The organism is Rothia sp. HMSC064D08, assembly GCF_001809525.1.
GTDB lineage: Bacteria > Actinomycetota > Actinomycetes > Actinomycetales > Micrococcaceae > Rothia > Rothia dentocariosa.
Genome location: NZ_KV797887.1, coordinates 301,774 through 315,300, shown reverse-complemented (window position 1 = coordinate 315,300; position 13,527 = coordinate 301,774). Strand labels below are relative to the sequence as shown.

Here is a 13,527-nt window from a genome sequence, read left to right as displayed (position 1 = left end):
CCGTTCGCCGCGGCGACTCATACAACTATACACACCCACACCCATCACCGCAACCTGACAGGTGAGTGTTTTACACCACTAGCAAAACAAGCCGTCAAGCGCGGTATGTATTCGGGCTCTGCCGCTGCAACCCCATTGCATCGTAAATACACGAGCGCGTGTGGAACCTGAACATCAGGCTTCACACGCGCATCGGATAAGAGCGTTAGTGAGACTCAGCGCGATGGCGGGATACGTCATAGAGAGTAATGCCCACTGCCATTGCGGCGTTAAGAGACTCCATAGCCGAATCAATAGGGATCGACACGATCTGATCGCAGGTCTCCGTCACCAAACGCGAAAGGCCCTTACCCTCGGAACCAACCACCACGCACAGAGGCTCAGAAGCGAGCTGTAGATTCGGCAGGTCTATGTCTCCCCCACCGTCCAGACCAATCACAAAAATACCCTGCTCTTTCGCCTGTTGCAGCACGCGCGTTAGGTTCGTTGCCATCGCCACCGGAATACGCGCCGCCGCCCCCGCACTCGTTTTCCAGGCACCCGCAGTCACCGCAGCAGAGCGACGCTCGGGGATGATGACCCCATCGCCGCTAAAGGCCGAAACGCTGCGAATAATTGCACCCAAATTTCGAGGATCGGTAATACCATCCAAAGCTACGAAAAGCGGAGGCGATTTAAGTTTGCCAGCATGCCAGCGCTCCATGACGTCCAGCACCAAATCGGTAGCATCCGGATACTGGTAAGGCGGAATCTGCATTGCGATCCCCTGATGCACGGCGCCATCCGTCAGGCGGTCCAGCTCACTGCGGGGGATCTCCAGCATGGGCAGGTTTTTCTTATTCGCCGTCGTCATAATGTCGCGCACGCGGTCATCAACCTCAATACGGCTCATCACGTACAGGTGCTTCGCTGGAATATTGGTGCGAAGCGCCTCCAGAACCGCGTTGCGACCGGTAACAAGTTCATCACTCACACGTTTGCCGCCCAGACGAGTCTGGAACTTGCGGTTCGTGCCGGTAGCCGCGCGACGCTCCGCCGCGCGCTTCATCTTATACGCCTTGTGGTAAACGCGGTCCTCAGCCTTCGGGGTAGGGCCCTTACCTTCCAACGCACGCCGGCCATGACCGCCGGTACCCTTCATCGCACCCTTTTTCTTTGCGGTAGCGCCGGGGCGCGAACCTGCCTTAGCCATATCTGTATCCTTTAGTTCAACGTCTGTCGTGCCCGCTTCGGGGCGAGTTTCGGGGAATGTGTTATGCGTTAAGGCTCCATGTAGAGCCCTGCGCGCCGTCCTTGACCGTAATACCTGCGGCGGCAAGCACATCGCGCATCCTGTCGGCGGTCGCCCAATCCTTCTCGGCGCGGGCACTCGCGCGCTGCTCCAAAATAGTGTGAATAAGCGCATCTAATGCCTGATGTTCCGCACCGGAAGCCCCCGAACCGTCAAGATTCATGAGCGAGGTCAGCCCCAGCACGTTCACCATAGCCCACACGGCGTTTGCGCATTCAGAGGCATCCGCACCAGCGGCAAGCGCGGCGTTACCGGCGCGAGTCTGCTCGTGAAGCACCGCAAGCGCGCGCGGAATATTCATATCGTCGTCAAGCGCATCCGCAAACTCCTGCGGTACGCGACGTTCCTGTGGGTCCGGGGCCATAAGCTCCGAGGTGACGGAGAGGAATGCCTCCACACGCTCGATAGCAACCCGTGCCTCCTCCAAAGAAGTGGGGCGGTAATCCAGCACCGAACGATAATGTGCCGAACCCAAGTAATAGCGCACTACCAAGGGGCGAGCCTGCTGCAGCATTTGCACGGGCGAAATGGTGTTGCCGATTGACTTCGACATTTTCTCGCCCTCGTAGGTGACCATACCGTTGTGCATCCAGAAGTTAGCGAAATCATCGCCCGCCGCCGTGGACTGCGCCAGTTCATTCTCGTGATGCGGAAAACGCAGATCCAGCCCGCCGCCGTGAATATCGAACCGCTTCCCCAGGTATTTACCCGCCATCGCCGAGCATTCCAGATGCCAGCCGGGACGACCGCGGCCCCACGGCGAATCCCACGCTGCGGTCAGCGGTTCGCCTTCCTTATACCCCTTCCACAGGGCAAAATCGCGGGGATCACGCTTGCCGCGCGGGTCTGCGTCGGCGGAATCCTGCATATCATCCACGCTCTGGCGGGTGAGCGCGCCATACTGTTCCCAAGAACGCACATCGAAATAGACATCCCCAGAATCGTCAAGCGCCGGGTATGCGTGCCCGCGGTCGATGAGGCGCTGAATAAGTTTAAACATTTCTGGGATGTGACCGGTCGCGCGCGGCTCATAGGTTGGCGGGTCAATACCCAACGTCGCATATGCGCGCGCAAAAACTTTCTCGTATCGATACGCGAGTGCCCACCACTGCTCGTTGGGGTGTTCCCCAGTGTAGGTGGACTGTGCAGATTCAACGGACTTCGCCAAAATTTTATCGTCAATATCCGTAACATTGCGCACGGTGGTGACTTTGAACCCGCGGTAGCGCATCCACCGCGCAAGCTGGTCGAAGACCAGGGCGGAACGGATATGCCCCACATGCGGTTCGCCCTGTACGGTGGCACCGCAGTAGTAGATGCGTGCCTCGCCGGGGACTACCGGTTCAAAATCGCGGATGCTTGATGTTGCTGAATCATAAAAACGCATAGTCACAGTACCTAGTTTACGGGGTATAACACCCGAGCGGTGGGTACCGCCGGATTCTCTTTAATAATCTTCCGTCGAGGGTGGGAACTACACCACCGGGTAAAGGAGTGCGGTGGCAACGGCTGCAACGCCTTCGCCGCGTCCGGTCAGGCCTAAGCCGTCGGTCGTGGTCGCGGTAACGGTCACCGAAGCCCCAGCCGCTTCACTCAGAACACGATTGGCTTCTGCGCGGCGCGGCGAAAATTTGGGGCGGTTACCGATCAGCTGCACGCTGATGTTGCCGATCTCAAAACCTGCCGCTCGCACGATTGCCGCCGCCTCCGAGAGAATACGCACCCCGGATGCGCCCGCCATATCTGGGCGATCCACCCCGAAGTTACTGCCCAAATCTCCGGTACCGGAGGCGGCAAAGAGCGCATCGGCGGCCGCGTGCGCAACGACATCGCCGTCGGAATGCCCACTGAGCCCGCGTTCGTCCGGCCAGTACAGCCCCGCGATCCACAGTTCGGTGTTTTCCTCGCCAAAGGCATGCACGTCTACGCCGGTTCCTACGCGGGGTATGAGGGGGGCCTGAGAGGTGGGACGGTTCTGTGTGCTGATTGCATCTGTCATGGCTGCCTTTCGTCGCAGTTGTGTGCTTAGCTTCAGGAGCGGGCGGATTCCGGCGCGGTCGGGTAAAGTGCGCGCGCTATGCGCAGATCGATCGGGGTCGTGATTTTGAAAGCGTCGGCATGCCCAGTCACCGTATGTACCTGTTCTCCATATGCTTCGACCGCCATCGCATCATCGGTAATCTGCTCGGCGACTGAAGCCTCAAGCGTGCGGCTGTGCTCATGTGCGGCACGCAGGGTGTCGATCCTGAAGCCTTGCGGGGTTTGTACGGCACGCATAAGCGCACGGGAGGGCGTGCCGGTGACAGTGCCGTGCGCATCTACGGTTTTAATGGTGTCGATCACGGGAACGACGGGGATAACGGCCCGATGCCCGGCAGTCAGCGCTTGGGCGACCATGCGGAAAACCTGGGGAGGCGTAAACGCGCGGGCGCAATCGTGAATAAGCACCCGCTCGATGGACGGATTTTCGGCGGCTAGCGCATCCAGGGCGGCGATAACCGATGCGGTGCGGGTGTTGCCGCCTTCCGTGACGAGAGCATCAAATTCGGTGGCATCGGTCAGTAATTGTGGGCACCGGTGTGCGCAGTCAGTCGGAACCGTTACGACGATACGTTCTGCAATACACGAGGTTCGCGCGCGCTCAAGCGCCCAGTACAGCAGGGTTTTTCCGTGCACATCGACGGCAGCTTTAGGCATCTTTTCTTTGAGGCGGGTGCCGGAACCCGCGCCGAGCACGACGATGGCGGTGCGAGCTACTGGGGAAGCATTCGTGGCTAGAGCCTCTGGATAGTTTTCAGTCACATCTAAGAGGGTACCCGATAATGTGCTTCTGAGGTTTTGAGATGTTTGCGCAGGTTTATGACGCTGAGCGAGACTCGCAAAGTTCCACGGTGTTTTCCCGAGGAGGGCATAAAACCGGCGTCATGTACAGGTCTCATACTGACGATTTGTCATCACATTGCTAAACTAGAGTGCGAGAGTCAAATCTTGTGTCGCTTCTGTGCGCTCGAAGGACTGCGCGTGCAAGGCGGCTTTATATGCACGCACACAGAGTCGCAGGGCTCATCAGAATCTAGGAGGACGCGCCGTGAAGTTCGCCGTTTCCCACTCTCTTAAGCGCGCCGGTGCGGGTGTGGCTATTGCAGCCGCGCTCATATCAGCAACCGGCTGCGGTTATATCTATACCCAGCCGACAACCCTGCAGTATGCTGCATCCGACGGGGTTAAGGCCGATCTTAACGGCGTTGAGCTTCGCAATATCATGATGGTTTCATCCGGCAAAGGTGCGGATGGTCGTCTGCTCGGCACTATCCTGAATAAGAGCGACCACGATATTACCGTTACCTTCGCGTTCCCCAGCGGCGAGAAATCCGTCAAGGTTGCCAAGGGTCAGCAGGTACGTTTAGAAAGCAATGATTCTCAGGTGATCGTGCCGAAGATTTCGCAGACTCCCGGTGAGACCCTGACGAATACTCAGGTTTCTTCGAACGATCAGTCCACAAACCTGAATATTCCGATCTTAGACGGAACTCTCAAGGAGTACGCTTCCTATATGCCGAATGCGGCGAGCTCGCGTGCATCCTCGCAGTCCTCTCATGCGGCAACTCCCAGTGCCAGCACGCCTGCGAAAACCCCAACGCCGAGTGCATCGGCAACTGCCGTTCCCACGAATACGGCGACCGCTGTGCCTACGGCTCCTGAACCGGCAGAGACTCCTTCATACGACGAATCTGAGGAAGTCCCCGCCCCGGCCCCTACGGCGAGCGTGCCCGTCTACGAGAACGTGCAGTAGCGCTGGTGAGGGTTTCACCCTCTCAAGGTACAGAAAAAGGCTCTTTATATGACATAAAGAGCCTTTTTCTGTATGGAGATGGGCGAGTCTCTACGCCTCAAATTTATAGCCCAGCCCGCGCACCGTAATCACATAGCGAGGTGAGGATGCCTTCGGCTCGATCTTAGAGCGCAGGCGTTTAATGTGCACATCTAATGTCTTTGTATCGCCCACATAATCCGCGCCCCAGACCCGCTCAATCAGCTGGGCGCGCGTCATCACGCGACCGGTGTTGCGAAGCAAAATCTCTAAAAGTTCAAACTCTTTCAGGGGCATGGAAACTTCCTCACCGTCCACGGTGACGACGTGACGCTCCACATCCATACGCACCGGACCAGCTGCCAAAGCTTTCTGATCCTGCTCATCGCCGTGGTCGGGGCTCTGCCTCCGCAGCACCGCCCGGATGCGCGCCATCAGCTCCCGCGAAGAGTACGGCTTGGTCACATAGTCATCAGCCCCAAGTTCGAGCCCGAGCACCTTGTCAATCTCGGAGTCCTTAGCGGTCAGCATGATGATCGGAACCGAGGAGGATGCGCGAATTTTCTTACACACCTCCATGCCGGACATTCCGGGAAGCATCACGTCAAGGAGCACTAGGTCTGGGTCTTCTCTCTCAAAGGCAGGCACCGCATCCAGACCGTTATCGACTACAACGGGCGTAAAACCTTCGCGCCCGAGCAGGAAGGACAGCGGGTCATAGAGCGCCTCTTCATCCTCAACAAGCAGAATTTTCGTCATCGTTACCTCTGTTTTAAGTCCTGTAGCTAGTGTAGCTCAGCTCACGAGTTATCGGCAGATTCCAGGATTTCAGGGGTCGAATGGTCTGCCTCGGCAAGCGGCAGACTCAGCGTAAATGTGGAGCCCTCCCCCAGGGTCGAATCCACGGTGACCATGCCACCGTGCTGCGCCATCACGTGCTTGACGATGCTCAGACCCAGACCGGTACCGCCGGTTTGCCGCGAGCGGGCCGGGTCTACACGATAAAAACGCTCAAAAATACGTTTCTGGTCTTCCTCAGAGATTCCGGAGCCCTGATCTGTCACCGAAATCAACAGGTTCTCGTGCGAGGTTTCGACCGTGACATCAACGCGGGTATCTTCGGGAGAATATCGTACCGCGTTCTCAATGAGGTTGTGCACCGCGATCCCAAGCAGTTCGGGGTCTGCGTAAACCTCGCGGTCGGCGTGGGCATCCGTGTGGATGGTGATGTTCTTGGCTTCGGCGGCGAGCTTGGAACGATCCACCGCCTCCGCCACCAAGCTGTTGATTGATACTAATTTTCCGCTGCCGATAACATCGGCGGACTGCAGACGGGAAAGTTCGATAATATCGCGGACCAGCGCGGTCAGACGCTTTGTTTCTTTGTGCAGACGACTCGTAAAATAGTCGATGGATTCCGGGTCATCACGGGCTTCCTCAATGGCCTCTGCAAGCAGGCTAATTGCCCCCACCGGAGTTTTCAGCTCATGCGAAACGTTCGCCACGAAGTCGTTGCGTACCCGCTGCACACGCGATATTTCGGTGCGGTCATCGGCGAGTACCAGAATATATTCGTTTCCCACAGGAGCCACGCGCAAGTCGATCACCAAGGATTCGTCCTCGCCCCGGGCGATCTCAAGTTCTTTTTCCACGAAAATACCGCGGTGCCGCACGGTACGGATCATCTCGGCGAGCTCAATCGAAAGTACGGTGTGCCCACGCACCAGCCCCATGGCGTAGGCGCCCGGCGAAGCCTGCACGACCCCTCCAACCTCGTCTACCACCACATAGGCACGCCCAATAACCGCAAGCACCTGCGCCGCTCCATCGCTCAGAGCAGGTTCAGCAACGGTCGTGCGATGTCGTTCACGCTCGAACCGCCTCAGAATACCCATGCTCAAAAGACCTAGAGCCAGTCCGAGAACGCCGGAGGAAAAAGCGATAAGACCTGCGTTCAACGGGCGATTCCTTCCTAAAAGTGCTTATCTGATGTGCGGTGTGCATTGTATCTGAAGCGAAAACCTGACCGCTGCAGTGCCGAGGTGCTCTGAAAACGGTGAGAACCCACCGCCCCGGTCAGTTCAACACTACCGGAACGATGGGTTCTCCTACCATGCGCGTTAAATAATTACTTACCCTGGTTTGCGACAGCCGCGATAGCGTCCTTCGCAGCTTCAGGGTCAAGGTACTCGCCCGGCTTGAGAGGCTTAAAGTTCTCGTCCAGCTCGTAGTACAGCGGAATGCCGGTCGGAATGTTCAAACCAGCGATATCCTCATCGGAGATGTTCTCCAGATGCTTCACGAGCGAGCGCAGGGAGTTACCGTGCGCCGCGACCAGCACAGTCTTACCGTCGGCAAGGTCGGGCTTAATATCGGATTCCCAGTACGGAAGCATACGACCGAGAACGTCTTTGAGGCACTCAGTGCGGGGTGCGTTCTCAACGTCTGCGTAGCGGGGATCGTTTGCCTGCGAGTAGGGGTCGCTATCGTCCAGCGGCGGAGGCGGCACATCGTAGGAACGACGCCAAGTCATGAACTTCTCGTCGCCGTATTCTTCACGGATCTCAGACTTGTTCTTACCCTGCAGAGCGCCGTAGTGACGTTCGTTCAGACGCCAGGTACGCTTGACCGGAATCCAGAGGCGGTCGGCCGCGTCCAGGGCAATATTTGCGGTGTTGATAGCGCGGCGCTGCAATGAGGTGTGCACAATATCGGGAAGGATACTGCGCTCTTTCAGCAGTTCGCCGCCGCGCTGAGCCTCAGCACGACCCTTATCAGTCAGATTAACATCGACCCAGCCGGTGAACAGGTTCTTTTCGTTCCACTCCGACTGGCCGTGACGCAGGAGTACTAATTTGTATGTCATAGCTTCTATTTTTTCATGCGGGCGGCGGTTTGTCATGCTTATGCCAGCAACACCACACCGCCATCTTGCCCTACATCTCGCGGTAGAAGACGAATCGGCGCGTAGCGCACCCTGCACGGATGCGCCACGCGCCGAAAAGGTCAAAGTCACCCTATACTCGGGTGAAAGATACGGGCTGCACGCCTTGACGAAACGAGCGCCTAGTAGCGGCGGTTACCGCCCACGGCAGGCCAGACTCCCGCTAGGAAAACACTCGAAATAGTGGCGGCGACCAGCTGGAAAAGTACCACGCTGCTTGTAGCGCTGGGGTTATATGTAAAGCTCAAGGCGCTCAAGGCGCTCCAAATCCCCAGCAGACCAACCGCAGCGGAACAGCCGGTCATAGCCATCCAGAAATTCTTAGAGCGTTTGCCGTTGAACGTGTACATATTCGCGGGTGCCATGACGGATCGCACAAAGGCGAGAATACAAATCCACGCCACCACGAGGGCAAGCACCCCGTCAATAATCAGGGTGGCATAAAACAAAAGCAGAGGAGCAGTCATATTTTCCTTACTGGATGACCTGCTCGATGGCGGTCACCAAATCCTGGTAGAGATCATCAACATTCTCAATGCCGACCGATAGACGCAGCAGCGACGGCGGAATGGAGTCGGGTTCGCTCCCGTGCCGACGACGACGTTCAATCAGGGATTCTACACCACCCAGGCTTGTTGCAGGAGTCCACACGCGCAAAGCCTCTACCACACGCTGCGTTTGTTCATCGCTGGCACGCAAGACCACGCATAGCACCGCGCCGAAACCGCCGTGCATCTGCTTCTTGGCCAGCTCATGCCCATTACTGCCGGGCAAACCGGGGTACCGTACCTCTTCTACCGCCGGATGCTCGCTCAAGCGCTCAGCCAGCCTCTGCGCGTTATGCACTGAGCGCTCTACGCGAAGCGCTAAAGTTCGCAGACCGCGTAAGCCGAGCCATGCCTCCACGGGTCCGGGAATAGCCCCGTTGGTGATGCGATGGTGCAGCATTGCCTGATATAGATCCTCGTTCGAGGTGACCGTAACGCCCAGAAGCACATCCGAATGCCCCGCTAAGAACTTGGTCGCAGAGTGAACCACCACGTCAGCACCGAAGGAGAGAGGCTTCTGCAAAATTGGGGTGGCGAAGGTGTTATCGACCGCAGTCACCACGCCCAAACGTTTCGCCGCCGCGCAAATAGCGGGCAGGTCGGCGACCTCAAGCATGGGGTTTGTGGGGCTCTCCAGCCAGGCGAGTACCTTCGGAGCCGAATAATCCACGGTTTCGGGGGTGACACCGGTGCGGGCGGCAGCATCTTCGAAGGCTGCGATCACCGAATCGGTATCTTCTAGATCGATGCGCACGACCTCAGCAATACCGCGTTTCTGCAGGTCCTTGCTCATGGTAATAGAGGCCATGTAGGCATGTTTAGGAATGAGAATAACCGACCCGACCGGCACCAAATCCAGAATCGAGGCAATCGCTGCCATACCTGAAGGGAATAAGAGACCGTGTGTGCCACCTTCCAACCCGGCGACGACCTCTTCCATAGCCTCCCAGGTGGGGTTGGCAAACCGCGCATACACTTTATCGGAGACGGTATCAACGGTACCGGCTCCACGGTAGGTTGAGGACAAAATAATCGGCGGGTTCACCGGCGCATCATGCTCATGCGCGGGACGGCCACCGCTCACCACATAGGTCTCTGCTGACATCTTCTCTTCACTCATGCTTTTAAGAGTGGCACAGCGAAGGCTCACATGCACGCCGAACACCGCAGAAAGTCATGTTCTGGCTCGGCAACGCCGTGAAAACGTTCACCTTCCTTTATCGCATTCGGCAGGCACGGTACCCTTAGTAGGGTGAACGATTCCCTGCACTACACGCCACAGAGTACGCCCGCGCAGCCGGGTTCAGCGCCCGATCGCCGCGGGCTTTTTATCGTCTTCGAAGGCGGTGACGGTGCGGGCAAAACTACCCAGCTTGCCCGGCTTCAAGCCGCTCTAGAGGCTCAAGGCTACACCGTAATTGCTACCCGAGAACCGGGCGGAACACCCCTTGGCGAGGCTCTGCGGGAACTCGTGCTTAAACATGGTTCCAGTGAGGTCGATGCCCGTGCCGAAGCGCTGATTTTTGCTGCATCCCGTGCGGCGCATGCGGCGCAGAAGATTCGTCCCGCGCTCGCTGCCGGGGCGGTAGTACTCAGCGACCGTTATCTCGATTCTTCCGCAGCTTACCAGGGCATTGGGCGTAATCTGGGCAAAGATACCATCACGGATTTAAGCCGCTGGGCAACCGAAGATCTGATACCGCACGCCACAATTCTGCTGGATGTTCCCCTCACCGATGAGTCCCAGCGCATGAGCGACCGCGGCACCATAGACCGGATTGAGGCGGAAGGCGCTGATTTCAAAGCCCGCGTGCACACCGCTTTTGCTGATATTGCGCGGCAGAACGCCGACGGCGCGCACTATGTACTGGATGGTTGTGGAAGCGTGGATGCGGTGCACGAACGGGTGCTTGAGGTTGTTCGTCCGCTCCTGGAGTCCCGAGAGTTAGCCCGCGATAACGGCGGTACGAACACGCATTTTACCTCCGGTGGTATCGGAGAGGACGCCCTATGAGCCTGTGGGATGAGCTGATTCTGCCCGCGGGCACGCTTGACCAGCTGCGCCGCGACGCATCCGCCGAACGCCCCACGCACGCCTGGCTTTTTACCGGGGCGGCGGGGGCACCGCATCGGCGAGCTGCCCTTATTTTCGCGGCGGCATTGCTGTGTGAACAGCCCGATCCTGCCGATCGCGGATGCGGCACCTGCAAGGGGTGTGTGACCGTGCTGAACGGTTCGCACTCGGACTTTACGCATTTTCGCACCGAGGCGGTCAGCATTAGCATTGACGACGCTCGCGACCTTGTGATGAAGGCACAGGATAGGCCGTCGGTTGGGCGGTGGCGCGTGATCCTTATGGAAGACACCGAACGCATGCCCGAGCGCACCTCTAACGTTCTCTTGAAGGCTATCGAGGAACCGCCGCCGCACACGATTTGGCTGCTAACGGCCCCCTCCCCCACCGATGTGCTCGTGACGATTCGTTCGCGCTGCCGTCCCGTGCAGCTTCCGGTTCCTGCTATCGCCGATGTTGCCGCCAAGCTCGCTGCCGACGGGATTGAGGATGCGCTGGCACGCCACGCGGCAACCCTCGCGCAGGGTGATGCCGAGGTCGCCGCCCGACTGGCCCACGACCCCGCAGCCCTGCAGCGGCGCGAAACTCTGCCGCTTCTCATTATGAACATTCGTTCTATTTCTTCTGCGTACGCGGCAGCGGACAGGCTTATCACGCTCGCGGAACAGGACGCAGCCGAAGCCGCCGCGGCGCGCGACGAGAAGGAACGTTCCGAACTATTGGCGATCCTGGGTATCACCGAAGGGGCACGCATCTCCCCCAGCCTGCGCTCGCAGGTGCGGCGGCTGGAGGACGAGCAGAAACGGCGTGCGAAGCGCATCCAATCGGATACGCTGCTGCGGTCGATGACGGAGATTCAGACAGTACTGCGCGATGTGCTCACCCTGCAGCTCAAATCCGGGTCTACCCTCATGAATGAGCATGCCCGGGATGCGCTCGCCGAGTTCGCCGCACGCACGAGTGCCGCACAAACCCTGGAACATGTGCAGGCGCTTGAAGTTGTGCTCGGCAGGCTGCATACTAATGCGAACGCACGCCTACTTATTGAGGGGTTTATGGGTAGGTTTGTGCACTAGCCGTATTTTCCATCCCTCACAACAAGAGCCTTGAGCGTGAAAAAGCGAAGTTTCTAACGCCTCATTCACTACCAAGGCTCTTTTAGTACCGGGAAAAACGAAGTCGCAGACGCTCCTAGTTCCTAAACCCATGCACCGGCGAGGGTATCCTGCCGCAGCGGGCGATGAACGCCTCTGAGGATGGGGTATGCACCGGCATAATCGGGGCACGCCCCAGCAAACCGCCGAACTCGACGGTATCGCCCACGCCCAGACCGACGGCTGGAATCACGCGCACGGCGGTGGTCTTGTGGTTCATCACGCCGATCGCAGCCTCATCGGCAATCATGGCGGCAAGCGTCGCGGCGGAGGTATCACCCGGCACCGCAACCATATCCAGCCCGACCGAACAGATCGCGGTCATCGCCTCCAACTTATCGAGTGTAATATGCCCGGCGGTGGCAGAATCGATCATGCCAGCATCCTCGGATATCGGAATGAACGAACCGGAGAGCCCGCCCACATGCGAGCAGGCCATGAGCCCGCCCTTCTTGACCGCATCGTTGAGCAGAGCAAGCGCCGCCACGGTACCGTGAGTTCCCACAGTTTCCAGGCCCATTTCTTCAAGAATATGCGCGACTGAATCACCGATCTCAGCGGTAGGCGCCAGCGAAAGATCCACAATATTGAAGTACACGCCCAAGCGTTCGGCGGCTAAATGACCGACCAGCTGACCCACGCGGGTAATCTTGAAAGCGGCGCGTTTGATAGCCTCGGCGCACGCGTCAAAACGCTCGCCACGCACCTGCTGTAGGGCACGCTGCACCACGCCGGGACCGGACACTCCCACCGAAATCGTGGTATCTGCCTCCTGTACTCCGTGGAAAGCACCCGCCATGAAGGGGTTGTCGCTCACGGCGTTGGCGAAGACCACAAGTTTGGCGCATCCGAAGCCGTTGGTATCTGCGGTGAGGTCAGCGGTTTCACGAATGATTTCGCCCATGCGTTTAACGCCGCTCATGTTAATACCGGCGCGGGACGAACCAATATTCACCGACGAACACACGACATCAGTCTCAGCGAGCGCAGCGGGAATAGAATCCATGAGCACGTTATCGGAGGGGGTAGCACCTTTGTCGATCAGCGCGCTGAATCCGCCGATAAAGTTCACGCCCACGGCTTTTGCTGCGGCGTCGAGAGTGCGAGCATACTCAAGATATTCGCTTTCTCCGCTGGCTGCCGCGACCACGGAAATTGGGGTTACGGCAATGCGCTTATTTACGATCGGTATGCCCAGTTCAACTTCGATACCTTCACATACGCTCACCAGGTTTTTAGCGCGGGAGGTTATTTTGTCGTAGATTTTGCTGCGTGCCACATCGCCATCAGAGTCAGCACAGTCTAGAAGCGAGATGCCCATGGTGACGGTGCGGATATCGAGTTTTTCTTCCTCGATCATGCGGATGGTTTCGAGTATTTGGTCGTTCATCATTGAGGTTATCCCGCGCCTTAAATGCTGTGCATTGCTTTGAAGATGGTTTCCGCTTGAATACGGATTTGCACCTTTTGGGCGTGTTCGACGGCTGTCATAGACTCCTGTAGGTCGATGAGGTTCTGTTCGGTGTCGTCAAAGGAGCAGTGCATAATCATGGTGAAGTACTCGCCCATGATGGTTTGAGAAACGTCAAGCACGTTCACGTGGCGTTCCGTGAGCTTGGTGGTGACGGCGGCGATAATGCCTTCGTGGTCGATTCCGGTTACGGTCAGAATAATTTTCACGGTGATTCCTTTACTCGTGTAAGCC

14 protein-coding genes are annotated in these 13,527 nt (G+C 58.0%); 3 read left to right on the top strand and 11 right to left on the bottom strand.

Annotated features, from left to right (window positions below; translation table 11 throughout):
- Window positions 1–205: 205 nt before the first annotated feature.
- The 4 genes from rlmB to ispD form a co-directional block, all read right to left on the bottom strand.
- On the bottom strand, window positions 206–1,192 hold the full coding sequence (gene rlmB, locus HMPREF2625_RS01405; RefSeq protein WP_070520840.1) for a 23S rRNA (guanosine(2251)-2'-O)-methyltransferase RlmB: 987 nt from the start codon (window positions 1,190–1,192) through the stop codon (window positions 206–208).
- A 61-nt stretch (window positions 1,193–1,253) separates the two neighbouring features.
- The gene (gene cysS / locus HMPREF2625_RS01400) at window positions 1,254–2,684 is read right to left on the bottom strand and encodes a cysteine--tRNA ligase (RefSeq protein ID WP_070520837.1); all 1,431 of its coding nucleotides are present in this window, start codon (window positions 2,682–2,684) and stop codon (window positions 1,254–1,256) included.
- Between the two features lie 81 nt (window positions 2,685–2,765).
- Window positions 2,766–3,290 carry a 2-C-methyl-D-erythritol 2,4-cyclodiphosphate synthase gene (gene ispF / locus HMPREF2625_RS01395; RefSeq protein WP_070520834.1) on the bottom strand — a complete coding sequence of 175 codons (525 nt, stop codon included), beginning with the start codon at window positions 3,288–3,290 and terminating at the stop codon, window positions 2,766–2,768.
- Window positions 3,291–3,322: 32 nt separating this feature from the next.
- A complete protein-coding gene (ispD, locus tag HMPREF2625_RS01390; RefSeq protein ID WP_083295579.1) occupies window positions 3,323–4,093 on the bottom strand; it encodes a 2-C-methyl-D-erythritol 4-phosphate cytidylyltransferase in 771 nt (256 codons plus the stop codon).
- Between the two features lie 286 nt (window positions 4,094–4,379).
- Here ispD and HMPREF2625_RS01385 point away from each other — a divergent pair, with 286 nt between their 5' ends.
- Entirely contained in the window at window positions 4,380–5,084 is a 705-nt protein-coding gene (locus HMPREF2625_RS01385) for a hypothetical protein (RefSeq protein ID WP_070520831.1), read from the top strand.
- A 90-nt stretch (window positions 5,085–5,174) separates the two neighbouring features.
- Here the strand turns inward: HMPREF2625_RS01385 and HMPREF2625_RS01380 are convergent, their stop codons facing one another.
- From HMPREF2625_RS01380 to HMPREF2625_RS01360, 5 genes are all read right to left on the bottom strand, one after another.
- Window positions 5,175–5,861 (bottom strand): response regulator transcription factor, encoded by a 687-nt coding sequence (locus tag HMPREF2625_RS01380; RefSeq protein WP_004006589.1) that lies wholly within the window; start codon window positions 5,859–5,861, stop codon window positions 5,175–5,177.
- A 41-nt stretch (window positions 5,862–5,902) separates the two neighbouring features.
- Complete coding sequence (locus HMPREF2625_RS01375; RefSeq protein ID WP_070520828.1) at window positions 5,903–7,060, bottom strand: sensor histidine kinase; 1,158 nt, start codon at window positions 7,058–7,060, stop codon at window positions 5,903–5,905.
- A 170-nt stretch (window positions 7,061–7,230) separates the two neighbouring features.
- Window positions 7,231–7,968 carry a phosphoglyceromutase gene (locus HMPREF2625_RS01370; RefSeq protein WP_070520904.1) on the bottom strand — a complete coding sequence of 246 codons (738 nt, stop codon included), beginning with the start codon at window positions 7,966–7,968 and terminating at the stop codon, window positions 7,231–7,233.
- A gap of 200 nt (window positions 7,969–8,168) precedes the next feature.
- Complete coding sequence (locus tag HMPREF2625_RS01365) at window positions 8,169–8,513, bottom strand: DUF2516 family protein (RefSeq protein WP_070520825.1); 345 nt, start codon at window positions 8,511–8,513, stop codon at window positions 8,169–8,171.
- A 7-nt stretch (window positions 8,514–8,520) separates the two neighbouring features.
- Window positions 8,521–9,714: a trans-sulfuration enzyme family protein gene (locus HMPREF2625_RS01360; protein ID WP_070520901.1), complete on the bottom strand. Its 1,194-nt coding sequence runs from the start codon at window positions 9,712–9,714 to the stop codon at window positions 8,521–8,523.
- A gap of 132 nt (window positions 9,715–9,846) precedes the next feature.
- On the opposite strand from HMPREF2625_RS01360, the gene tmk reads away from it, so the two are divergent.
- A complete protein-coding gene (gene tmk, locus HMPREF2625_RS01355) occupies window positions 9,847–10,608 on the top strand; it encodes a dTMP kinase (protein ID WP_371440633.1) in 762 nt (253 codons plus the stop codon).
- The gene (locus HMPREF2625_RS01350; RefSeq protein ID WP_070520822.1) at window positions 10,605–11,744 is read left to right on the top strand and encodes a DNA polymerase III subunit delta'; all 1,140 of its coding nucleotides are present in this window, start codon (window positions 10,605–10,607) and stop codon (window positions 11,742–11,744) included. The genes tmk and HMPREF2625_RS01350 overlap by 4 nt, the downstream gene beginning before the upstream one ends.
- Before the next feature lie 115 nt (window positions 11,745–11,859).
- Here HMPREF2625_RS01350 and HMPREF2625_RS01345 read toward each other — a convergent pair whose 3' ends face one another.
- Complete coding sequence (locus HMPREF2625_RS01345; protein ID WP_070520819.1) at window positions 11,860–13,215, bottom strand: PFL family protein; 1,356 nt, start codon at window positions 13,213–13,215, stop codon at window positions 11,860–11,862.
- A gap of 17 nt (window positions 13,216–13,232) precedes the next feature.
- Entirely contained in the window at window positions 13,233–13,502 is a 270-nt protein-coding gene (locus HMPREF2625_RS01340) for an ACT domain-containing protein (RefSeq protein ID WP_004006581.1), read from the bottom strand.
- Between the last annotated feature and the right edge of the window lie 25 nt (window positions 13,503–13,527).